Raw genomic sequence first — 25,476 nt, 5'->3', positions numbered from 1 at the left:
TGACCCGTCGTCGCAGCAGCGATCACGTCAGGACATCCCCAGCTCGCGGTCGATGAAGTCGAAGACCTCGTCGGGCGTCGCGTCCTGGAGCTTCTCGGCGACGGTGTCGCCGTCCGCCGGCGCGTCGGCCTCGTTGAGGGAGGCCAGCAGCGCCCGCAGCCGCTCGGTGATCCGAATCCGGGCGCTGCGGTCCGGCGCCGAGCCGGAGAGCGCCGCTTCCAACCTGTCCAGCTCACCGAAGACCGGCGCGACCCCGACCACGCCGCCGTCGACGATCGCGGCCCGCACGTAATCGGCCAGCCCGGCGGCGGTCGGGTAGTCGAACACCACCGTGGCGGGCAGCCGGACGCCGGTCGCCGCGGTGAGCCGGTTACGCAGCTCCACGGCGGTCAGCGAGTCGAAGCCGAGTTCCCGGAACGCCCGCTCCGGCTCGACGGCGTCCATCGAGGCGTGGCCGAGCACCGCGGCGGCCTGCCCGCGTACCAGCTCCAGCAGGGTCTTGCGTCGTTCGGCGTCGGTCTGCCCGGCGAGCAGGGCGGCCAGGGACTCCGCGGAGACGCCGGTGTCCTCGGCCCGCTCGGCGACGGCCCGGCGCGCCTCGGCCACGCCCGCGATGAGCGGGCTGGGCCGCACGGCCACGAACCCGGGCACGTAGCGGGCCCAGTCGATGCCGGCCACCATCGTCGCCGGCTCGCCCCGCGCGACGCACTGCGCGAGCGCCGTGAGCGCGGCCTCGGTGTCGAGGCGGGCCACGCCGGTGCGGCGGCGGCGCTCCTCCACGGCCTGGTCGGTGGCGGCCATCCCGCCGGCCGCCCAGGGGCCCCAGGCGACCGAGGTGGCCGGCAGGCCCTGCCGGTGCCGCTGCTCGGCGAGGGCGTCGAGGTAGGCGTTGGCGGCGGCGTAGCTGCCCTGGCCGGCGGCGCCGAGCTGCCCGGCCATCGCGGAGAACAGCACGAACGCGCGCAGTTCCCGCCCGACGGTCAGCTCGTGCAGGTGCAGGGCGCCGAGCACCTTGGGCCGCAGGACGGTGGCGAGGCGGTCGGCGGTGAGCCCGTCGAGCACCCCGTCCTCCAGAACGCCGGCCGCGTGCACGACGCTGGTCAGCGGCGCGTCGGCGGGTACCTCGTCGAGCAGCTTGGCCAGCGCGGCCCGGTCGGCGACGTCGCAGGCCGCGACGGTCACCCGGGTGCCCGCCCCGGTCAGCTCGCGGACGAGTTCGGCGGCGCCGGGGGCGTCCGCGCCGCGGCGGCTGACGAGCATCAGGTGCTCGGCGCCCCGGGCGGCCAGCCAGCGGGCCACCTCCGCGCCGAGCGCGCCGGTGCCGCCGGTGACCAGCGTGGTGCCCGGGTAGCCGACCTCGTCGGTGGGCGTCTCGCCGCCGGACGCCCGCACCAGCCGGCGTACCAGGATGGTGGCGCCGTCGATCGCGAGCTGGTCCTCGCCGTCGAGGCCGGCGAGGGCGGCGCAGAGCAGGTCCCAGCCGTGGTCGTCCAGGGTGGCCGGTACGTCGACCAGGCCGCCCCACCGCTCGGGGTGTTCGAGGGCCACGACCCGGCCGAGACCCCAGAGCAGCGACTGCTCCGGCCGGCCGGGCGCCGCGCCCCGGGTGGTGCCGGCCGCGCCCCGGGTGACGCACCACAGCGGCGCGGCGACGTCGAGGTCGCCGAGCGCCTGGATCAGCGCGAGCGACCGGGCGAGGAACAGCGGGACCGGCTGGGTGTCGTCGACCGCGCCGTCGGCGAGGGCGAGCAGCGACAGCACCCCGTCCACCGGGGCCGGCCCGCCGTCGGCGGTGCGGGTGACGCCGGTCAGGCGCGCGGCGAGGGCGGCGCGGTCGGTCAGGTTCTCCGGCAGCGACACCAGCCGGACGTCGGCGCCCCGGCGGGTCAGCCCGGCGGCGGCGGCCTCGCCCTCCTCCGGGTGCCGCTCGTCGGCGACGACCCACCAGGCACCGGGCAGGAAGCTGACGGGCGTCCCGGTGTACGGCTGCCAGACGCTGCGGTACCGCAGGTCGTCGAGGCTGGACCGGTTGCGCTGCTGCCGCCGCCAGGAGGCGAGCACGGGCAGGGCCGCGCCCAGCCGTTCCAGGGATTCCGTGGCGTCCTGCTCGGTGAGTTCGGCGAGCGCGGCCAGGTCCTCGCGTTCGACGGCCGCCCAGAACGCGGAGTCGACGCCGCCGGGGGTCTCCTCGGTGTCGCCCTGCCCGGTCGCCGCGGTGGGCCAGAAGCGGCTGCGGTCGAAGGCGTACGTGGGCAGCGCGACGATGTCGGTCTCGGCGAGGACGGCCGTCAGGTCGACGGGCAGGCCGATCGTGTGGGCGGTGGCCAGGTTCGTCAGCAACCGCGTCGCGTCGTCGTCGCCCCTGCGCAGGCTGCCCAGGGTGTGCCCGGTGGCACCCGCGGCGTCGAGGATCGCCGTCACCGGCATCGTCAACACCGGATGCGGGGAGATCTCCACGAACGTCGTGTGCCCGGCGGCGACCGCCACCCGCACCGCCGAGTCGAACTGGACCGTCTGTCGCAGGTTGTCGTACCAGTAGTCCGCAGTCATCGACTCCGGATCCACCCAGTCCCCCGTCAACGTCGACACGAGACGGGTATGGCCCTGTCGCGGGGTCACGTCGGCCAGGTCGGCGCGCAACTGCTCGGCGACGTCCTGCACCGCTGCCGAGTGCGACGCGTAGTCCACCGGGATCAACCGGGCCCGCACCCCGTCGGCCTGACACGCCTCCACCAGGTCCGCCACCGGCTGCGGCGGACCCGACACCACCACAGTCGACGGGCCGTTCACCGCCGCCACACCCACGCCGGGAAACTCCCCGAGGCGCTCGCCGACCGCGTCGGCGGAGAGGTCCACCGACGCCATCGTCCCGGTACCCCGCAGCACCGTCAGCGCCCGCGACCGCAACGCCACGGCCTTCGCCGCGTCCTCCAGCGACAGAATGCCGGCCACGCATGCCGCGCCGATCTCGCCCTGCGAGTGACCCACCACCGCAGCCGGGGCCACCCCGGCGTGCTGCCACACCGCCGCCAGGCCCATGCCCACGGCCCACAGCACCGGCTGCACGACCTCGACCCGCCCCAGCCACGACTCGTCGTCACCGGTCAACACCGACACCAGGTCCACGTCCAGGTACGGGGCCAGGGCCCGCTGACACTCCGCCAGACGCGCGTCGAACACCGGCGTACGACCCACCAGGCCCGCCGCCATCCGCGCCGACTGCGCACCCTGACCCGGGAACACGAACACCGCACCCGTTGTCGAGGCCGTGCCCGTGACCAGGTTCCCCGCCGGCGCGCCGGCCGACAGGGCGTCGAGCCCCGCCAGCAGCTCGGCCACCCCGGCGCCGACGACGGCGGCCCGGTGGTCGAACGTCGACCGGGTGGCGGCGAGAGACCAGCCCACGGCCGCCGCGTCGATGTCGGCGTGCGCCCGGACGTGGTGGGCCAGGCGGGCGGCCTGACCGGCCAGGGCGCCCTTCGACCGCCCGGACACCGTCCAGACGACGACGTCGGAGGCCACGAGCCCAGGGCTGCGGCTCTCGGCCGCCTCGGGTTCGGCGCTCCCGGCGGGCCGGTCCTCGGGCAGTTCGACGATGACGTGGGCGTTGGTGCCGGAGATGCCGAACGACGACACCGCCGCCCGACGCGGCCGGTCCACCGCCGGCCACGGCCGCGACTCCGTGGCCAGCTCCACCGCGCCGGAGGCCCAGTCGATGTGCGGCGACGGCTCGTCCACGTGCAGCGTCGCGGGGACCACGCCCTCCCGCATCGCCAGCACCATCTTGATCACACCCGCCACACCGGCGGCCGCCTGCGTGTGCCCGATGTTCGACTTGACCGAGCCGAGCAGCAGCGGCTCGTCGCGCTCCTGCCCGTACGTGGCCAGCAGCGCCTGCGCCTCGATCGGGTCGCCCAGCGTGGTGCCCGTACCGTGCGCCTCGACCACGTCCACGTCGGCCGCGGACAACCGCGCCGACGCGAGGGCCTGCCGGATCACCCGCTGCTGCGACGGCCCGTTCGGCGCCGTCAACCCGTTGGAGGCACCGTCCTGGTTGACCGCGCTGCCCCGCACGACCGCCAGCACCTCGTGGCCGTTGCGCCGCGCGTCGGACAGCCGCTCCACCAGGAGCACCCCGACGCCCTCACCCCACCCGGTGCCGTCCGCGGCCGCCGCGAACGCCTTGCACCGGCCGTCGGCGGCCAGCCCACGCTGCCGGGAGAACTCCACGAACAGCCCCGGCGTCGCCATGACGGTCACGCCGCCCGCGAAGGCCAGGTCGCACTCGCCGCGCCGCAGCGACTGCACCGCCAGGTGCAACGCCACCAACGACGACGAACACGCCGTGTCCACCGACACCGCCGGCCCCTCCAACCCCAACGCGTACGCCACCCGACCCGACACCACACTCGCGGCGTTGCCCGTGCCCGCGAACCCCTCCACCTCGTCCGCACTGGCCACCATCAACAGGGCCCCATAGTCCTGACCATTCGTGCCCACGAACACCCCTGTTCGTGAACCCCGCAACCCCGCCGGGTCAACCCCTGCCCGCTCCACCGCCTCCCACGACGCCTCCAACAGCAACCGCTGCTGCGGGTCCATCGCCAGGGCCTCGCGCGGCGAGATCCCGAAGAAGCCCGCGTCGAACTCCGCCGCCTCGTAGAGGAAGGCGCCACTGCGGACGTAGGAGGTGCCGGCGGAATAGGGGTCGGGGTCGTAGAGGCGCTCGACGTCCCAGCCCCGGTCGCCGGGCAGGTCGGAGACGGCGTCCCGGCCGGCGTGCAGCATCTCCCAGAACCGCTCGGGGTCGTTGGCCCCGCCCGGGAAGCGGCAGGACATGGCGACGATGGCCACCGGCTCGTCGTCGCCGAGCGCCACCGGGGCGGTCTCGACGGCCACGGCGGCCTCGCCGCCCAGCTCCTCGTGCAGGTGCCGCGCGAGCGCGGTCGGCGACGGGTAGTCGAAGACCAGGGTCACCGGCAGCCGCAGCGAGGTGGCGGTGGCGAGCCGGTTGCGCAGCTCCACCGCCGTCACCGAGTCGAAGCCGAGGTCACGGAACGCGTGGTGCGGGTCGACGGCCTGGCCGTCGGCGTACTTCAGGACGGTGGCGGCCTGGTCGCGGACCAGGTCGAGCAGCGCCTGCTGGCGCTCGGCGGCGCTCATCCGGGTGAACGCGCCGGACGGGCCGGCCTCGTCGTTCTGCTTCGCCTCGGCGAGGCCCTTGGTCTTCGCGAGCGCCTGCGCCTCGGGGATCTCGGCGATCAGCGGGCCGGGTCGGGTGGCGGTGAACGCGACGAAGAACCGGTCCCAGGCGATGTTCGAGATGGTCAGGAACGTCTCGTCGTGCTCGACGGCCTGGTGCAGGGCCGCGACGGCGAGCCGCGGGGGCATCTCGGGTGCGCCGTGGCGGTGCAGCATCCGGCCGAACTCACCGTCGGCCATGCCGCCGCCACCCCAGGCGCCCCAGCCGATGGAGGTGGCGGGCAGGCCGAGGCCGCGCCGGTGCTCGGCGAGGGCGTTGAGGAACGCGTTGCCGGGGGCGTAGTTGCCGACGCCGGAGCTGCCGACGGTGCCGGCCATCGAGGAGAACAGGATGAACGCGTCGAGGTCCCGGTCGCGGGTCAGCTCGTGCAGGTTGAGCGCGGCGGTGACCTTCGCGCTGAGCGCGTAGTCGACCTGGTCGAGGGTCAGCGAGTTGATCACCGAGTCGTCGAGCACGGCGGCGGTGTGCACGACCGTGGTCAGCGGGTGCTCGGGCGGCACGGCCGCGAGGACGGCCGCGAGCGCGGAGCGGTCGGCGGCGTCGCAGGCGGCGATGGTGACGCGGGCGCCGAGGCCGACCAGTTCGGCCTCCAGCTCCGCGATGCCCTCGGCCTGCCGGCCGCGCCGGCTGAGCAGCACCAGGTGCGCGGCGCCGTTGGCGGCGAGCCAGCGGGCCATGTGCCCGCCGAGCGCGCCGGTGCCGCCGGTGACCAGGGCGGTGCCGGAGGGCCGCCACTCGCGGGTGGCGGGCGTGTCGCCGATCGGGGCGTGCAGGAGCCGACGGCCGAACGCGCCGGCCCGCCGCAGCGCGACCTGGTCCTCCCCGTCGGCGCCGGTGACCACGCGGACCAGCCGACGGCCGGCGGCGTCGTCCAGCTCGTCGGGGAGGTCCACGAGGCCGCCCCAGCGGTCGGGGTGCTCGAGGGCGGCGACCCGGCCGAAGCCCCAGGTGAGCTGCTGGAGCGGGTGCGGCAGCGGGTCGGCCGGGCCGGTGGCGACGGCGCCCCGGGTGAGGCACCACAGCGGCGCGCGGACGCCGGCGTCGCCGAGCGCCTGCACGAGGGTGACCGTGCCGGCGAAGCCGACCGGCACCGACGGGTGCGCCGGGGCGGGCGTCTCGTCGAGCGGCAGCAGCGACAGGATGCCGGCGGGCGTGCCGCCGTCGGCGAGGTCGCGCAGCCGGGCGGCGAGCGCCGCGCGGTCCGTGCGGTCGGCGTCCAACGCCAGCGGTACGACGGTGCCGCCGTGGCGCCGCACGGCCTCGGCGCAGAAGGCGGCCTCGGCCGCGCCGGTGTCGTCGGGGCCGGTGAGCAGCCACCAGGTGCCGGTGACGGCGGGCTCGCCGGCGGCGTCGCCGGCGACGGGCGTCCAGCTGTCCCGGTACCGCCAGGAGTCGACGGTGGCCTGGTCGCGGTGGCGGCGACGCCAGGCGGCGAGGACCGGCAGCACGTCGGCGAACGCGGCGTCCGGGACGGGCTCCGCGTCGGTCGGGGCGGCGAGTTCGGCGGTGAGCGCGTTCAGGTCCTCCGCCTCGACGGCCGCCCAGAACCGGGCGTCGACCTCGTCGTCGGCCACGGGCGCGGTGCCGCTGCCGGCGGCCGGGGCGGGCGCGGCGGACGGCTGCGGCCAGTACAGCTGCCGCTGGAACGGGTACGTGGGCAGGTCGAGGCGGCGGCCGGCGAGACCGGCGAACGCGGGCCGCCAGTCCACCGGTGCTCCCCCGGCGTACACCTCGGCGAGGGCGCGGAGGAAACGGTCGAGGCCGCCCTCGCCCCGCCGGAGGGTGCCGGTGACGGTGGCCGCGGCCGGGTCGGCGGCGGCCAGCTCGACGCTCTCCTGCACGGCCATGGTGAGCACCGGGTGGGCGCTGACCTCGACGAAGGTCTGGTAGCCGGCGGCGACGAGGCTGCGCACCGCCTCGTCGAAGCGGACGGTCTGCCGCAGGTTGCGGTACCAGTAGTCGGCGTCGAGGGCGGTGGTGTCGAGCCAGTCGCCGTCCACCGTGGAGCGGAAGCGGACGTCGCCGGTGCGGGGGCGCAGCCCGGCGAGCAGTTCCAGGAGCTGCTCGCGCAGCGGCTCGACGTGGGCGGAGTGGGAGGCGTAGTCCACCGGGATCCGGCGCACCCGCACCTCGCGGGACTCGTAGTGGGCGACGAGGTCGTCGAGGGCGGCGCTGTCGCCGGAGACCACCACGGAGGTGGGGCCGTTGACGGCGGCCAGGGCGACCCGGCCGGCCCAGCGGGTGATCGTCTCCGTGGCCTCGTCGGCGGTGGTGGCGACCGAGACCATGCCGCCGTCCCCGGCGATGCCGGCGATGATCCGGCTGCGCAGGGCCACCACGGCCGCCGCGTCGTCGAGGGTGAGTGCCCCGGCGACGTGCGCGGCGGCGATCTCGCCCTGGGAGTGGCCGACGACGGCGGAGGGGCGCACCCCGTACGACTCCCAGAGCGCGGCGAGCGAGACGCTGACCGCGAACAGGGTGGGCTGTACGACGTCGACCCGTTCCAGCGACGGGGCGTCGGGCGCGCCGCGCACCACGTCGGTGGGCGACCAGTCGACGTACGGGCGCAGCGCCTCGGCGCAGGCGGCGAACCTCTCCGCGAAGACGGGGGCGGTGTCGAGCAGTTCGGCGGCCATGCCGACCCACTGGGAGCCCTGGCCGGGGAAGACGAAGGCCACCTCGCCCGGCGTGCCGGGGGCGCGGGTGACGGTCTGCGGGGTGGACCGGCCGGCGGCGAGCGCGTCGAGGGCGGCGGACAGCTCGTCGCGGGCGGCGGCGAAGACGACGGCCCGGTGGTCGTGGGACGCGCGGGTGGCGGCCAGCGACCAGCCGACGTCGGCGAGCGCGGCGTCGTCGACGGTGTCGAGGTGGGCGCGCAGGTCCCGGGCCCGGGCGGCGAGGGCGTCGGCGGTGCGCCCGGAGAGCACCCAGGTCAGCTCGCCGGCCGGCGCGGCGGGCGCCGGCTCGGGCTCGGGCTCGTCGGCGGGGGCCTGTTCGAGGATGGTGTGCACGTTGGTGCCGCTGATGCCGAACGAGGACACTGCGGCGCGGCGTACGCCGTCGGCCGGCTCCCAGGGGCGGGCCGAGGTGAGCAGCTCGACGCTGCCGGCGGTCCAGTCGACGTGCGGGGTGGGCTCGTCGACGTGCAGGGTGGGCGGCAGCACCCCGTGCCGCATCGCCAGGACCATCTTCATCACCCCGGCGACGCCGGCGGCGGCCTGGGTGTGCCCGATGTTCGACTTGACCGAGCCGAGCCACAGCGGCCGGTCGGCGGGCCGGTCCTGCCCGTACGTGGCGATGAGCGCCTGCGCCTCGATCGGGTCGCCGAGGGTGGTGCCGGTGCCGTGCGCCTCGACGGCGTCGACCTGGTCGGCGGTGAGTCCGGCGTTGGCGAGGGCCTGCCGGATCACCCGCTGCTGGGCGGGGCCGTTGGGAGCGGTGAGGCCGTTGGAGGCGCCGTCGGAGTTGACGGCGCTGCCGCGCAGCACGGCGAGGACGGGGTTGCCGTCGCGGCGGGCGTCGGAGAGCCGCTGGAGCACCAGCAGGCCGACGCCCTCGCCCCAGCCGGTGCCGTCGGCGGCCCCGGCGAACGGCTTGCACCGGCCGTCGGCGGCGAGGCCGCGCTGACGGGAGAAGCCGACGAAGATGCCGGGGGTGGCCATCACGGTGGCGCCGCCGGCCAGGGCGAGGTCGCACTCGCCCGTCTGGAGGGCCTGCGCGGCCAGGTGCATCGCGACCAGCGACGACGAGCAGGCGGTGTCGACGGTGACGGCCGGGCCGTGCAGCCCGAAGGTGTACGCCAGCCGGCCGGAGATGACGCTGGCGGAGGTGCCGGTGGCGAGGTAGTTCTCGTCGACGTCCCCGGCGGCCATCAGCAGCGAGCCGTAGTCCTGGCCGTTGGTGCCGACGTACACGCCGGTGCGGCTGCCGCGCAGGGCGGTCGGGTCGATCCGGGCCCGCTCGAACGCCTCCCAGGTGGCCTCCAGCAGCAGCCGCTGCTGCGGGTCCATGGCGAGGGCCTCGCGAGGGCTGATGCCGAAGAAGGCGGGGTCGAACTCGCCGGCCCCGGCGAGGAAGCCGCCCTCGCGCACGTAGCTGGTGCCGAGGTGCTCGGGGTCGGGGTGGTACAGCTCGGCGAGGTTCCAACCGCGCTCGGCGGGCATCAGGCTCATCGCGTCGGTGCCGGTGGCGACGAGGTCCCAGAGCTGCTCGGGCGAGGCGACGCCGCCGGGGAAGCGGCAGCTCATCGCGACGATGGCGATCGGCTCGCGGTCGCGGCCGGTGCCGTCGGCGACGACCTCGCCGGTGGCCTGGCCGGCGCTGCGGGCGTGCAGGTGGGCGGCGAGTTCGGCGACCGTGGGGTGGTCGAAGACCAGCGTGGCGGGCAGGGTCATGCCGGTCTCGGCGGTGAGCCGGTTACGCAGCTCGACGGCGGTGAGCGAGTCGAAGCCGAGGTCGCGGAAGGTGCGCTCGGGCAGCGGCTGGCCGGCCGGGTAGCCGAGCACGACGGCGGCCTGGGTACGGACGAGGTCGGCGAGCTGCGGCAGGGACCGGCCGACCACCACGGCGCGGGCGGGCCCGGTGGGCACGGCGGGCACCCCGGGCAGGGCGGCGATCAGCGGGGTGGGTCGACCCCAGGCGGCGGCGAGACGTCCCCAGTCGACGTCCGCGACGGTGAGGGCGGGCTCCGCGGCGTTGACGACCCGGCCGAGGGCGGTGACGGCCTCGGCGGCGGGGAGCGGGTTGATGCCGCCCCGGGCGAGCCGGGCGGTCAGGGCGGCGGTCGCGGCGGCCATGCCGTCCTCGGCCCAGGCGCCCCAGGCGATCGCGGTGCCGGGCAGCCCCTGGTCGCGCCGCCAGGCCGCGAACGCGTCGAGGTAGGCGTTAGCCGCCGCGTAGTTGCCCTGGCCGGCGCTGCCGACGACCCCGGCGAGGGAGGAGAAGAGCACGAACGCGTCGAGGTCGCGGCCGGCGGTGGCCTCGTGCAGCACCTGGGCGGCGCGGACCTTGCCGTCGAGTACGGTCTGCATGCGGGTCAGGTCGAGCCCGTCGAGGACGCCGTCGTCGACGACCCCGGCGGTGTGCACGACGGCGGTCAGCTCCGGCAGCCCCGCGACGAGGGCGTCGACGGCCGCCCGGTCGGTGACGTCGCACGCCACCACCCGCACCGACCCCAGCTCGTCGACCAGTTCGGCCGCGCCCGGCGCCGCCGGGCCCCGCCGCGACGCGAGCACCACCTCGGCCGCCCCGTTGGCCGACAGCCAGCGGGCCACGTGCCGGCCCAGCGCACCCGTACCGCCGGTCACCAGCACCGTGCCGGCGGGCCGCCAACCCCCGCCCGCGGGCGGCGCGGCCGGCACCAGCCGCCGGCCGAAGGTTCCCTGCGGGCGGATCGCCACCTGGTCGTGGCCGGCGTCGGCGAGGACGGCGAGCAGCGCGTCCCCGGCGCTCCGGTCGGCGCGGGCGGGCAGGTCCACCAGGCCGCCCCAGCGGTCCGGCTGTTCGAGGGCGACGACGCGGCCCAGCCCCCAGGCCAGCGCGGGCCACGGGTCGGCGACGGCCTCGCCGCCGACGGAGACGGCGCCCCGGGTGAGGCACCAGAGCCGGCCGGGCAGGCCGGTGTCGGCGAGCGCCTGGGTGAGGGTGAGCAGCAGCGCGGCGCCGACGGAGACGGCCGGGGCGTCCGGCAGGGCCCGGTCGGTCGCGGGGAGCACGCAGAGCACGCCCGTCCAGCCGTGGTCGCCGTGCCCGCGCAGCAGCTCGGCCAGTTCGGCGCGGCCGACGCCGGGGGCGACGGCGAGGGTGTCGACGTGGGCGCCCGCGCCGGTCAGCGTCCCGGCCGCCCACGCGTCGACGGGAGCGGCGCCACCGTCGGTCCCGGCCACGGTGACGACCAGCCAGCGGCCGGTGAGCGCCGCCGCCGCGGCGGGGCGGACGGGTTCCCAGTCGATCCGGTGCGACCAGCCGGCCACGAGGGCGTCGCGGTGCCGGGCCCGGCGCCACGACGACAGCACCGGCACGGCGGGGGCGAGCGCCTCCACGGCGGTCGGGTCGTCCTGCACGGCCAGGTGGGACGCCACCTCGGTCAGGTCGCCGCGTTCCACCGCCGCCCAGAAGTCGCCCTCGGCGGCGTCGGCCGGGGCGGCATGCCCGGCGGCGCCGCCGACCTCCGGCCAGTAGCGCTGGTGCTGGAAGGCGTACGTGGGCAGGTCGACGCGGTGGGCGTCGGTGTCGGCGAACCACGGCCGCCAGGTCACCGGCGTGCCGTGCACGTGCAGCTCGGCGAGGGCGGCCAGCAGGGCCTGCGGCTCGGTCCGGTCCCTGCGCTGCGCGGCGACGGCGAGCACGTCGTCCGAGGCGGGCAGGGCGTCCCGGGTCATCGCGGTCAGCACGCTCTGCGGGCCGACCTCCAGGAATGTGCCCGCGCCCGCCGCGCGCAGGGCGGCGATCCCGTCGGCGAAGCGGACGGCCTCGCGGACGTGCCGCACCCAGTGGTCGGCGGTGCGGATCTCGTCGGGGTCGGCGAGCGCGCCGGTCACGTTCGACACGACCGGCAGCGACGGCGCGGAGAAGGTGAGCTTGTCGAGCACCGCGCGGAACCTGGCGAGCATCGGCTCCATCAGCGGGCTGTGGAACGCGTGGCTGACCGTGAGCCGGCGCGTGCGTACGCCCCGATCCCGCCAGACCCGCTCCACCTCGTCCAGGGCCTCGACGGCACCGGAGACCACGACCGAGGTGGGCCCGTTGACGGCCGCGATCCCCACGTCGGCGAGCCCGTCGAGCGTGGCGAGGACGTCGGCCTCGGCCGCCGCGACGGCCAGCATCCCGCCCCCGGCCGGCAGGGCCTGCATCAGCCGGCCCCGCGCGGCCACCAGCGCGCAGGCGTGCTCCGGGGAGAGCACCCCCGCCACGTGCGCGGCGGCGATCTCGCCGACCGAGTGGCCGCCGACGAAGTCCGGCACGATCCCGAACGACTCGACGAGGCGGAACAGCGCCACCTCGACGGCGAACAGCCCGGCCTGGGTGAAGACGGTCTGGTCCAGCAGGTCGGCCTCCGGGGTGCCCGGCTCGGCGAAGAGCACCCCGCGCAGCGGCTGCGGCAGGGCCCGGTCCAGGTGACCGCACGCCTCGTCCAGCGCGGCGGCGAAGACGGGGAACTCGGCGTACAGCTCCCGGCCCATGCCGGCGCGCTGCGCGCCCTGGCCGGAGAAGAGCACCGCGAGCTGGCCGCGCGGCGAGCCGGCGCCGGTGACGACGGTGCCGGCCGGTTCCCCGGCGGCGAGGGCGCGCAGCGCGGCGAGCAGGTCCTCGCGGCCGGTCGCCGAGACCACGGCGCGGCGGTCCAGGATGGACCGACAGGTGACCGACGAGAACGCCACGTCGAGCGGGCGCAGGGTGTCGTCGGCGGCGAGCCGGGCGGCCCAGCGGCCGGCCTGCGCGGCGAGCGCGGCGTCGGAGCGGGCGGAGAGCAGCACCGGCGACACCGGACGGTCGGCCACCACGGTCGGCTCGTCCTCGGCCGCTATCGGGGTCGGTGCCTGCTCGATGATGGTGTGGGCGTTGGTGCCGGACACCCCGAACGACGACACCGCGGCCCGGCGCGGCCGGTCCGTCGCGGGCCACGGCGTGGCGGCGGTGGCGAGGGCGACGGACCCGGCGGTCCAGTCGATGTGCGGGGACGGCTCGTCGACGTGCAGGGTCGGCGGTACGACGCCGTGGCGGATCGCCATGACCATCTTGATCATGCCGGCGACGCCGGCCGCGGCCTGGGTGTGGCCGATGTTCGACTTGACCGAGCCGAGCAGCAGCGGCGGGGCGTCGCCCCGGTCCTGGCCGTAGGTGGCGAGCAGCGCCTGCGCCTCGATGGGGTCGCCGAGCCGGGTGCCGGTGCCGTGCGCCTCGACCACGTCGACCTGCTCGGGGGTGAGCCGGGCGTTCGCGAGGGCCTGGTGGATGACGCGCACCTGGGACGGGCCGTGCGGGGCGCTGAGCCCGTTGGACGCGCCGTCCTGGTTCACCGCGCTGCCGCGCACCACGGCGAGCACCGGGTACCCGTGCCGCTGCGCGTCGGAGAGGCGGGCGAGCAGCAGCATGCCGGTGCCCTCCGACCAGGAGGTGCCGTCGGCGGCGGCGGCGAACGCCTTGCACCGGCCGTCGGCGGCGAGGCCGCGCTGCCGGCTGAAGCCCACGAAGACCGCCGGGGTGGGCATCACCGTCACGCCGCCCGCGAGGGCCAGCTCGCAGTCGCCGTTGCGCAGGGCCTGCGCGGCCAGGTGGACGGCGACCAGCGAGGACGAGCAGGCGGTGTCGACGGTGACCGCCGGCCCCTCCAGCCCGAGGGTGTACGCGACTCGGCCGGAGATGACGCTTGTGGCGTTGCCGGTCAGCAGGTGCCCCTCGCCGTTCTCGGCCTGCGCCATCATGCCGTCGTAGCCGTGCGAGGCCGCCCCGACGAACACGCCGGTACGGCTGCCCCGTACCGCCGGCAGCGGCAGCCCGGCCCGCTCGAACGCCTCCCAGGAGGTCTCCAGCAGCAGCCGCTGCTGCGGGTCCATGGCGACGGCCTCGCGGGGCGAGATGCCGAACAGGTCGGCGTCGAAGTCGGCGGCGGCGTAGACGAAGCCGCCCTCGCGCACGTAGCTGGTGCCCGGGTGGTCGGGGTCGGGGTGGAAGAGGTGCTCCAGGTCCCAGCCCCGATCGGCGGGGAACGGCCCGATCCCGTCGCCGCCGTCGTGCACGAGCTGCCACAGCGCCTCGGGACTGTCGACCCCGCCCGGGTAGCGGCAGCTCATCGCGACGATGGCGATGGGCTCGGCGTCCCGGGTCTCCAGCTCGCGCAGCCGACGCCGGGTACGCCGCAGCTCCGAGGTCGTACGCTTCAGGTACTCGACGTACTTCTCGTCCTCGTTGCTCACCGTGGACCTACCTCACTCGGCATGCCGATGTCGTTGCGGCTGATGTCGTTGCGGCTGGTGGTCACGACGTCTCCAGCTCGCGGTCGATCAGGTCGAAGATGTTCTCGGCGGTGGCCGACTCCAGGTCGTCGTCGCCGTCCGCGTCCGCCTGCCGCTCGGTCAGCCGGCCCAGCAGGCCGTGCAGCCGGTCGGTGATCCGGCGGAACTCGTCGTCGGTCGGGTCGAGCCCGACGAGCGCCGCCTCCAGCCGGTCCAGTTCCCGGCCCGCCGTCGACGCCTCGCCCGCCGGGGTCACCGGGGCGAACTGCCCGGCCAGGTGGGTGGCGAGCGCCTCGGGCGTCGGGTTGTCGAAGACCAGCGTCGCCGGCAGCCGCAGCCCGGTGGCCGCGCCGAGCCGGTTGCGCAGCTCGACGGCGGTGAGCGAGTCGAAGCCGAGTTCCCGGAACGCGCGGGTCGGCTCGACGCCTGCCGGGTCGCCGTGGCCGAGGACGACCGCCACGTGCGCCAGCACCAGCTCGCGCAGGGCGCGGGTCCGCTTGTCGTCGGGCAGGGCGCGCAGCGTCTCGGCGTACGCCTGCCCGTCGGCGGCCTCGCCGGCGGCGGCCCGGCGACCTCCGGCGCGGACCAGGTTGGCCAGCAGCGGGTGGACGGGCGCCCCGGGCGCCGCCACTCCGGTGACGATCTTGGCGGGCATCAGGGTCGCCCGCTCGGCGCGCCAGACCGCGTCGAACAGGGCGAGTGCCTCCTCGTTGGCCAGGGCGGCCATGCCACCCCGGTCGAGCCGGCGGATGTCGGCCGAGTCGAGGTGCCCGGTCATGCCGCTGGCCTGCGCCCAGCGCCCCCACGCCAGGGCGACCGCCGGCAGGCCGAGGGCCCGCCGGTGTTCGGCGAGGGCGTCGAGGAACGCGTTGCCGGCGGCGTAGTTGCCCTGGCCCGGGCCGCCGAAGACGCCGGCGGCGGCGGAGAAGAGCACGAACGCGCTCAGCTCGTGGTCGAGGGTGGCCCGGTGCAGGTTCCAGGCCGCGTCGACCTTGGGTCGCAGCACCGCGTCGAGCCGGTCCGGGGTGAGCGACTCGACGGTGGCGTCGTCGAGGACCCCGGCGGCGTGCACGACCGCCCGCAGCGGGTGCCGCCTGTCCACCATGGACAGCACGTCCGCGACGGCGTCCGGGTCGGCCAGGTCGGCGGCGACGATCGACACGTCCGCGCCGAGCGCCTTGAGGTCGGCGAGCAGCTCGTCGGCGCCCTCGGCGTCCGGGCCGCGCCGGCTGACCAGGAGCAACTGCCGGGCGTCGTGCGCGGTGACCAGGTGCCGGCAGAGCGACGCGCCGAGGGTACCGGTCGCCCCGGAGACCAGGACCGTGCCGTCGAGCCGGGGCGCCTGCGGAATGCTCAGGGCGAGCTTGCCGACGTGCCGGGCCTGGCTGAGGAAGCGGAACGCCTCGGGGGCGCGCCGGACGTCCCACGTGCGCCGGGGCAGCGGCCGCAGCGCGCCGGTGGCGAAGAGCGCCATCAGCTCGCCCAGCATCGCGCCGATCTTCTCCGGGCCGGCCTCGATCAGGTCGAAGACCTGGTAGCTGACGCCGGGGTGGTCGGCGGCGACCCGCTCCGGGTCGCGCTTGTCGGTCTTGCCCATCTCGACGAACCGGCCGCCGTCGGCGAGCAGCCCCAGCGACGCGTCGACGAACTCGCCGCTGAGCGCGTTGAGCACCACGTCGACGCCCCGCCCGCCCGTGCGGTCGCGGAACTCCCCGGCGAAGTCGAGGCTGCGGGAGGAGGCGAGGTGCGCGTCGTCGAAGCCGGTGGCGCGCAGCGCCGGCCACTTGCCGGGGCTGGCCGTGCCGTAGACCTCCGCGCCGAGGTGGCGGGCGATCTGGACGGCGGCCATGCCGACGCCGCCGGCCGCCGCGTGGACGAGCACGGACTCCCCGGCGCGCAGCCGGGCCAGCTCCACCAGGCCGTACCAGGCGGTCAGGAAGACCACCGGCACGGCGGCGGCGTCGGTGTACGACCAGCCGTCGGGGACGCGGGTGAGCAGCCGGCGGTCGGTGACCGCCGCCGAGGCGAACGAGCCGGAGAAGATGCCCATGACCCGGTCGCCGGGGGCGAGGTCGGTGACCCCCGCTCCGACGTCGAGCACCACGCCGGAGCCCTCGTTGCCCAGCACCTGCTGGTCGGGGACCATGCCGAGGGCCAGCACCACGTCCCGGAAGTTCAGCCCGGAGGCGCGCATCCCGACCAGGACGTGGCCGGCCGGCAGCTCCCCGGCGGCCTCGGGGGCGGGCAGCAGGGCCAGGTTCTCCAGCGTGCCCTTCTCGATGACGTCGAGCCGCCACGGCACCTCGTCGGCGGGCAGCGGCAGCACCCCGGCGGCGCGCGCCCGGGCCAGCCGGGGCACCAGCAGGGCACCGTCGCGGACCGCGAGCTGTGGCTCGCCGCAGGCGACGGCCGCCGGGACCGCCGCGAGGGAGGCGGCGGCGGCGTCGGTGTCGAGCAGCGTGAACCGGCCGGGATGTTCGGACTGCGCCGAACGCACCAGCCCCCACAGGCTCGCCCGGGCCAGGTCGCGGGGGGCCTCGCCGGGGGCGGCGCCGACCGCGCCCCGGGTGTGCAGCACCAGTCGGGACCGCTCCAGCCGGGGCTCGCCGAGCCAGCCCCGCACCAGCGCGAGCGCGTCCCGGGCCGCGTCGTGCGCGGCCTCGCCGGCCCGGTCCGGGTCCGGTTCGGCGCCCGACCGCAGGTCCAGCACCACATCGGGTACGTCCCCGTACCGCTCGATGGCGGCGACCAGGGTCGCCAGGTCGGCGTGGCCGCGGACGGGATGCCCGGCGGCGGCCAGCGCCTCGGCGAGGCCGAGGGTGTCGTCGCCGAGCAGCGCCCAGCGGCTCTGCCCCGCCGCCGCGTCGGGGGCCGGCAGCGGCGTCCAGTCCAGGTGGAACACCGAGGTGCGGCGCAGCGCGGCGGCCTCGTCGGCCCGGCCGGCGGCGACCGGCCGGAAGGTCAGCGACTCCACGGTGGCGACCGGCTGGCCGGCGGTGTCGGCGAGGGTGAGCGCGACCGTGTCCGGACCGAGCGACCGCAGCCGCACCCGCAGCCGGGTCGCGCCGTGGGCGTGCAGGGCGACGGAACGGAAGGCGAACGGCATCCAGCCCGCGCCGGAGGCGTCGCCCGCGTCGCCGAGAAGCCCGGCGACCCCGCCGGCCTGGAGGGCCGCGTCGAACAGGGCGGGGTGCAGCCCGAACCGGGACGCGTCGGCGCTCGCCTCGTCGGGCAGGGCTACCTCGGCGTGGACGCCGTCGTCGCCGCGCCACACCCGACGCAGGCCCCGGAAGGCGGGGCCGTAGCCGAGGCCGCCGTCGGCCATCCGGGCGTACCAGGCGTCCAGGTCGACCTCGACCTCGACGGCGCCGGCCGGCGGCCACTCCCCCGGCACCACCGTCGGGGCGGGCAGCCGCGCCAGCAGCAGGCCCTCGGCGTGCCGGGTCCACCCGGCGTCGCCGCCGTCCTCGGGGCGGGAGTGCACGGTCACGGTGCGCTCGCCGGTGTCGCCGGGCGGGCCCACGCGTACCTGCACCTGCACCGCCCCGGTCGTCGGGAGCACCAGCGGGTTGACCAGGGTCAGGTCGCCCACCTGGCCGGCGTCGACCTCGTCGCCGGCCCGGACCACCATGTCGACGACGCCGGTGCCGGGCACGATCACCGTCCCGCCGACGGCGTGGTCGGCGAGCCACGGGTGGGTACGCACCGACAGCCGCCCGGTCAGCACCACCGTTCGGTCGTCCGCGACGGGTACGGCCGCGCTGAGCAGCGGGTGCCCGGTGTCCTGGAGGCCGGCGGAGCCGACGTCGCGCACCCGGTGCGCGGGCGCGTCCAGCCAGAAGCGTCCGTGCTCGAAGGCGTAGGTGGGCAGCGCCACGACGTCGGTCTCGGCCAGGACAGTGGAGAGGTCGACGGGCAGGCCGATGGTGTGGACGGTGGCGAGGTTGGTCAGCAGCCGCGTCGGATCGTCGTCACCGCGCCGCAGGCTGCCCAGGGTGTGCCCGGTGGCGCCCGCGGCGTCGAGGATCGCCGTCACCGGCATCGTCAACACCGGATGCGGGGAGATCTCCACGAACGTCGTGTGCCCGGCGGCGACCGCCACCCGCACCGCCGCGTCGAACTGGACCGTCTGTCGCAGGTTGTCGTACCAGTAGTCCGCCGTCATCGACGCCGGGTCCACCCAGTCCCCGGTCAACGTCGACACGAGACGGGTATGGCCCTGTCGCGGGGTCACGTCGGCCAGGTCGGCGCGCAACTGCTCGGCGACGTCCTGCACCGCTGCCGAGTGCGACGCGTAGTCCACCGGGATCAACCGCGCGCGCACCCCGTCGGCCTGACACGCCTCCACCAGGTCCGCCACCGGCTGCGGCGGACCCGACACCACGACGGTGGACGGGCCGTTCACCGCCGCCACCCCGACACCCGGGAACGCCGACAGCCGCTCGGCGACCGCCTCGGCCGACAGGTCCACCGACGCCATCGTGCCCGTGCCCCGCAGCACCGTCAGCGCCCGCGACCGCAACGCGACCGCCTTCGCCGCGTCCTCCAGCGACAAAATCCCGGCCACACACGCGGCGCCGATCTCGCCCTGCGAGTGACCCACCACCGCCGCCGGGGCCACCCCGACGTGCTGCCACACCGCCGCCAGACCCATGCCCACGGCCCACAGCACCGGCTGCACCACCTCGACCCGCGCCAACCACGACTCGTCGTCACCGGTCAACACCGACACCAGATCCACGTCCAGGTACGGGGCCAGGGCCCGCTGACACTCCGCCAGACGCGCGTCGAACACCGGCGTACGACCCACCAGGCCCGCCGCCATCCGCGCCGACTGCGCACCCTGACCCGGGAACACGAACACCGGGCCCGCCCCGTGGGGCGTGACGGTGCCGGCGACGACGTTGCCCGCCGGCGTCCCCGATGCCAGGGCGTCCAGCCCCGCCAGCAACTCCTCCGCGCTCGACCCGACCACGGCCGCCCGCTGGTCGAACGTCGACCGGGTGGCGGCGAGGGACCAGCCCACCGCCGCCGCGTCGACCTCACCGCGCTCGCGCACGTACTGCGCCAGCCGGGCCGCCTGGCCCGCCAGGGCGCCCTTCGACCGCGCCGACACCGGCCACACCACGACGCCCGACGCCACCAGTCCGGGGCCCGCCACGGCCGGGGCGACTGCCTCCGGCTCGTCGGCCTGCTCGATGATCACGTGGGCGTTCGTGCCGGACATGCCGAACGACGACACCGCCGCCCGGCGCGGGCGCTCCACCGCCGGCCAGGGGCGCGACTCGATCGCCAGTTCCACCGCCCCGGAGGTCCAGTCGATGTGCGGCGACGGCTCGTCCACGTGCAGCGTCGCCGGGACGAGGCCGTGCCGGATGGCCTGCACCATCTTGATCACACCCGCCACGCCCGAGGCGGCCTGGGTGTGCCCGAGGTTCGACTTGATCGAGCCGAGCAGCAGCGGCTCGTGCCCCTCGCGGCCCTGTCCGTACGTGGCCAGCAGCGCCTGCGCCTCGATCGGGTCGCCCAGCGTGGTGCCCGTACCGTGCGCCTCGACCACGTCCACGTCGGCGGCGGTGAGGCGCGCCGCCGCGAGGGCCTGCCGGATCACCCGCTGCTGCGACGGCCCGTTCGGCGCCGTCAACCCGTTGGAGGCACCGTCCTGGTTGACCGCGCTCCCCCGCACGACCGCCAGCACCTCGTGGCCGTTGCGCCGCGCGTCGGACAGCCGCTCCACCAGCAGCACCCCGACGCCCTCGCCCCAGCCGGTGCCGTCCGCGGCCGCCGCGAACGCCTTGCACCGGCCGTCGGCGGCCAGCCCACGCTGCCGGGAGAACTCGAAGAAGGTGCCGGGGGTGGCCATGACCGTGACGCCACCGGCGAGGGCCAGGTCGCACTCGCCGCGCCGCAGCGACTGCACCGCCAGGTGCAACGCCACCAACGACGACGAACACGCCGTGTCCACCGACACCGCCGGCCCCTCCAACCCCAACGCGTACGCCACCCGACCCGACACCACACTCGCGGCGTTGCCCGTGGCCCCGAACCCTTCGGCCTGCTCCCCCGCAGCCATGAGCAGGGCCCCATAGTCCTGACCATTCGTGCCCACGAACACCCCTGTTCGCGAACCCCGAAGGACCCCAGGCTCAACCCCTGCCCGCTCGACCGCCTCCCACGAGACCTCCAGCAGCAACCGCTGCTGCGGGTCCATCGCCGCCGCCTCGCGCGGCGAGATCCCGAAGAAGCCCGGGTCGAACTCCGCCGCACCGTGCAGGAAGCCGCCCTTGTCGGTGTAGGTGGTGCTGGGGTTGGCCGGGTCGGGATCGTAGAGCCGGTCGAGGTCCCAGCCCCGGTCGCTAGGGAAGTCGCCGATGGCGTCCACGCCGTCCGCGACGAGGCGCCACAGCCGCTCGGGGTCGTCGGCGCCGCCGGGGTAGCGGCAGGCCATGGCCACGATGGCCACCGGCTCGTCGTCGTCCACCGTGGACGGCGTCGCGACGGGGTTCGGCCCGGTGGCGGCGTCGAAGAGGCCGGCGAGCAGGAAGCGGGCCAGCACGACCGGGGTGGGGTGGTCGAACACCAGGGTCGTGGGCAGCGCCTGCCCGGTGGCGGCGACGAGCCGGTTGCGCAGCTCCACGGCGGTCAGCGAGTCGAAGCCGAGGTCCCGGAACGCGGTGGTCGCCGGGATGGCCGCGGCCCCGCCGTCGTGGCCGAGCACGTCGGCGGCGAGGTCCCGGACCAGGTCGGCGACGGTCTCCTCGCGCCGGGCCGGGGCCAGCCCGGCGAGCCGCCGGCGCAGGGTCGCCGCCGGGCCGTCGTCGCCGTCGTCGACCGGCGCGCCGCCGTCGAGGGCGGCCCGCGCCTCCGGTACGCCGTCCAGCAGTGGCCGGCGGCGGGCGGAGGCGTACGCGGGGGCGAACCGGGTCCAGTCGACGTCGGCCACCGTCACGGTGACGTCGTCGTGGTCGAGGGCCTGCTGCAACGCGCCCATGGCGACGGTCGGGTCCATGGCGGGCAGGCCCCGGCGGCGCAGGTCGCGCTCGGCGTCGGCCGCGTGCATGCCGCCGTCGGCCCACGGTCCCCAGGCGACGGCGGTGCCGGCCCGGCCCTCGGCCCGCCGCCGCTGCACCAGCGCGTCGAGGTAGGCGTTGCCGGCCGCGTACCCGGCCTGGCCGCCGCTGCCCCAGGTGGCGGCGATGGACGAGTAGACGACGAAGGCGTCCAGTTCCCGGTCGGCGAGCAGGTCGGCGAGGTGGGCGGCGCCGGCGGTCTTGCCGGCGGTCACCTCGGCCAGTTCGGCGGGGGTGACCTCGGCCAGCGGGGTGGCCTGGGCGAGGCCGGCGGCGTGCACGACGGTACGCACCGGCGGCCCGTCGGCCTCGACCCGGTCGAGCAGGGCGGCGAGGGCTTCCCGGTCGGCGATGTCGCAGGCGACGACGGTGACCCGGGCACCGAGGCCCGTCAGCTCGGCCTCCAGCTCGGCGGCGCCGAGGGCGGCCGGTCCCCGCCGGCTGACCAGCACGACGTGTTCGGCTCCGGCGGCGGCGAGCCAGCGGGCGGCGCGGGCGCCGAGTCCGCCGGTGCCGCCGGTGACCAGGGCGGTGCCGGTGGGCGCGAACCGGCGGGCCGGGGGGCGGTCGCCGAGGGCGGCGCGGACGAGGCGGCGGGCGAAGACGCCGGGTCCGCGTACGGCGAGCTGGTCCTCGCCGGTCGATCCGGTGAGGATCGCGGCGAGCCGGCCGCCGCTGCGGTGGTCGGGGCGAGGTGGCAGGTCGACGAGCCCGCCCCAGCGGTGCGGGGCCTCCACGCCCACCACCCGGCCGAGCCCCCAGATCGCGGCCTGGGCGGGGTCGGTGACCCGGTCGTAGGAGGCGGCGGCGACCGCGCCCCGGGTGACCAGCCACAGGGGCGCGTCGATCGCGGCGTCGCCGAGCGCCTGCACGAGCGCGAGGGTGGCGGCGAGGCCGGGCAGGGTCGTGCCGCCGGCGGGTGGCTCGCCCGCGAGCAGGGAGACGATCCCGGCGGGGTCGGCGCCGGCGAGGGACGCGGCGAGGCCGGCCCGGTCGGCGTCCGGCTCCACGGTCAGCGGCAGCACGTCGGCCCCGGCGCCGGTCAGCGCGGCCCGGACGGTCTGCACCGCCGGGTCGTCGGCGCCGCCGGCGGGCAGCGCCAGCAGCCAGGTGCCGGCCAACCGGGCGGGAGCGGGTTCGCCGGTGACCTGCCAGTCGGCCCGGTACCGCCAGCCGTCGAGCACCGAGTGTTCCTGCCGCTGGCGCCGCCAGTCGGCGAGCACGGGCAGCAGGGTACGCAGCGACTCGGCGGCGTCCTCGTCCCGCACGGCGAGGGTGTCCCGCAGGGCGTCGAGATCGGCGCGTTCGACGGCCGCCCAGAACCGCCGGTCGAGCGCGCCGGCTCCGCCCGTGGCGGCCTCGTCGGCGGGCGCCTCGGCCGGCACCCAGTAGTGCTGCCGCTCGAACGGGTAGGTGGGCAGCCCGACGAGCCGGCCGGGCCGGTCGGCGAGGACGTCCGCCCAGCGCAGCGACGTGCCGGCGACGTGGAGCTGGGCGAGGGCGGCGAGCAGGGCGCGACGGTCCGGGCGGTCGCGGCGCAGCACCGGCACCACCACGGCGGGGGCGGCGTCGAGGGCTCCGGCTCCGGCTCCGGCTCCGGCTCCGGCTCCGGCTCCGGCTCCGGCGAGAGTCTCCTGGATGCCGGCGGCGAGGACGGCGTCGGGGCCGACCTCGACGAAGGTGCCGACGCCGTGGGCACGCAGGGTGCGTACGCCGTCGGCGAAGCGGACCGCCTCCCGGACGTGGCGCACCCAGTAGCCGGGGTCGGTGAGCTGCGCCGGGTCGGCCAGCGCGCCGGTCAGGTTGGACACCACCGGCAGGCTGGGGGCGCGCAGGTCGAGGCTGGCGGCCACGGCGGCGAACTCGGCGAGCATCGGCTCCATCAGCGGGCTGTGGAAGGCGTGGCTGACCCGCAGCCGGCGCACCTTCACCCCCCGGCCGGTCCAGAGTTCCGCCAGCTCGTCGACGGCCGTCGCGTCGCCGGAGACGACGACGGCGTCGGGTCCGTTGACGGCGGCGACGGCGACCCGGTCGGTCAGCCCGGCGATCGACTCGGCGACCCGGGCCTCGTCGGCGGCGACGGCCAGCATCGCCCCGCCGGCCGGCAGGGCCTGCATGAGCCGACCCCGGGCGGCGACGAGGGCGCAGGCGTCGTCGAGGGTGAGCACGCCGGCGACGTGGGCGGCGGTCAGCTCGCCGACGGAGTGCCCGGCGACCATGTCGGGGGCCAGCCCCCAGGAGCCGAGCAGCCGGTGCAGCGCCACCTCGACGGCGAAGAGCGCGGCCTGGGTGAAGCCGGTCTGGTCGAGCAGCGCCGCCTCGTCGGTGCCGGGCTCGGCGAACAGCAGCGGCTTCAGCGGCCGGGGCAGCCGGTGGTCGAGGTGGGCACAGACCTCGTCGAGCGCCGCCGCGAAGGCGGGGTACGTCTCGTACAGCTCCCGGCCGGCGCCGGCGCGCTGGGCGCCCTGGCCGGAGTAGAGGAACGCGACCCCGCCGCGTTCGGCGGCGGCGCCGGTGAGCAGGCCGGGGGCGGGCCGGTCGTCGGCGAGGGCGTGCAGGGCGGCGAGCAGGCCGTCGCGGTCCTCGGCGAGGACGACCGCCCGGTGCGCCAGGGGCGATCGGGAGACCACCGAGGTCCAGGCCACGTCGGCCGGCCGCAGGTCCGCGTCGTCGGCGACGTACCGGGACCAGCGCTCGGCCTGGCGGCGCAGCGCGGTGCGGGTGCGGCCGGTGAGCAGCACCGGCGCGGGCGGGGGAAGGTCCGGCCGGTGGGTCCCGGCGGCGGTCGGCTCGGGCTGTTCGAGGATGAGGTGGGTGTTGGTGCCGCTCATCCCGAACGACGACACGGCGGCCCGGCGCGGCCGGTCCACGGCCGGCCACGGCGTGGGCTCGGTGACCAGGCTGACCGCGCCGGCGGCCCAGTCGACGTGCGGGGTGGGCTCGTCGACGTGCAGGGTGGCCGGCACGATCCCGTGCCGCATCGCCTCCACCATCTTGATCACCCCGGCGATACCGGCGGCGGCCTGGGTGTGGCCGATGTTCGACTTGATCGAGCCGAGCAGCAGCGGCGCGGCGTCGCCCCGCTCCTGGCCGTAGGTGGCGAGCAGCGCCTGCGCCTCGATCGGGTCGCCGAGGGTGGTGCCGGTGCCGTGCGCCTCCACCACGTCGACCAGGTCGGGGGTGAGCTTCGCACCGGCCAGGGCCTGCCGGATGACGCGCTGCTGGGACGGGCCGTTGGGGGCGGTGAGCCCGTTGGACGCGCCGTCGGCGTTGACGGCGGAGCTGCGGATGATCCCGAGCACCGGGTGGCCGTTGCGGCGGGCGTCGCCGAGGCGTTCCAGCAGCAGCATGCCGACGCCCTCCGACCAGCCGGTGCCGTCGGCGGCGGCCGCGAACGACTTGCACCGGCCGTCGGCGGCCAGGCCGCGTTGCCGGGAGAACTCGACGAACGGGCCGGGGGTGGCCAGCACGGTCGCCCCGCCGGCCAGGGCGAGGCCGCACTCCCGCTGGCGCAGCGCCTGACAGGCGAGGTGGATGGCGACCGACGCCGACGAGCAGGCGGTGTCCACGGTGACCGACGGGCCCTCCAGCCCGAACGTGTACGCGAGCCGGCCCGAGACGACGCTGGCGGCGGTGCCGGTCAGCACGTACCCCTCGACGCCGGGCGCCCGGTGCAGCACGGCGGCGTAGTCCTGCCCGGAGGTGCCGACGAAGACGCCGGACCGGCTGCCGCGCAGCGACAGCGGGGCGATGCCGGCCCGCTCGAGCAGCTCCCAGGTGACCTCCAGCAGCAGCCGCTGCTGCGGGTCCATGGCGACGGCCTCGCGCGGCGAGACGCCGAACAGCGCGGCGTCGAACTGCCCGGCGTCGGGCAGGAACCCGCCGGCGGTGGTGTACGAGGTGCCGGGGTTGTCGGGGTCGGCGTGGTAGAGCCGCTCCAGGTCCCAGCCCCGGTCGGTCGGGAAGTCGCCGATGGCGTCCCCGCCGGACGAGACGAACTGCCAGAGGTCCTCGGGCGAGTTGATGCCGCCCGGGTAGCGGCAGCTCATCGCCACGATGGCCACCGGCTCGGACTCCTCGGCGGTGACCTCGCGGAGCCGTTGGCGGGTCTGCTGCAGCTCGGCGACGACCCGCGTCAGGTATTCGCGCAGCCGCTCTTCGTCCGCCATGACTTCTCGCTTTCTCGTGA

2 protein-coding genes are annotated in these 25,476 nt (G+C 76.6%); both read right to left on the bottom strand.

Features of this window, described 5'->3' with window-relative positions:
• Positions 1 to 27: 27 nt before the first annotated feature.
• Positions 28 to 14,178 carry a type I polyketide synthase gene (locus tag GA0070606_RS29215; protein WP_091106418.1) on the bottom strand — a complete coding sequence of 4,717 codons (14,151 nt, stop codon included), beginning with the start codon at positions 14,176 to 14,178 and terminating at the stop codon, positions 28 to 30.
• 61 nt (positions 14,179 to 14,239) lie between these two features.
• Positions 14,240 to 25,456, bottom strand: coding sequence for a type I polyketide synthase (locus tag GA0070606_RS29210; protein WP_091106417.1), 11,217 nt, complete (start codon positions 25,454 to 25,456; stop codon positions 14,240 to 14,242).
• Between the last annotated feature and the right edge of the window lie 20 nt (positions 25,457 to 25,476).

Source organism: Micromonospora citrea (genome assembly GCF_900090315.1).
Lineage (GTDB): Bacteria > Actinomycetota > Actinomycetes > Mycobacteriales > Micromonosporaceae > Micromonospora > Micromonospora citrea.
This window is presented reverse-complemented; position numbering and strand designations above follow the sequence as displayed.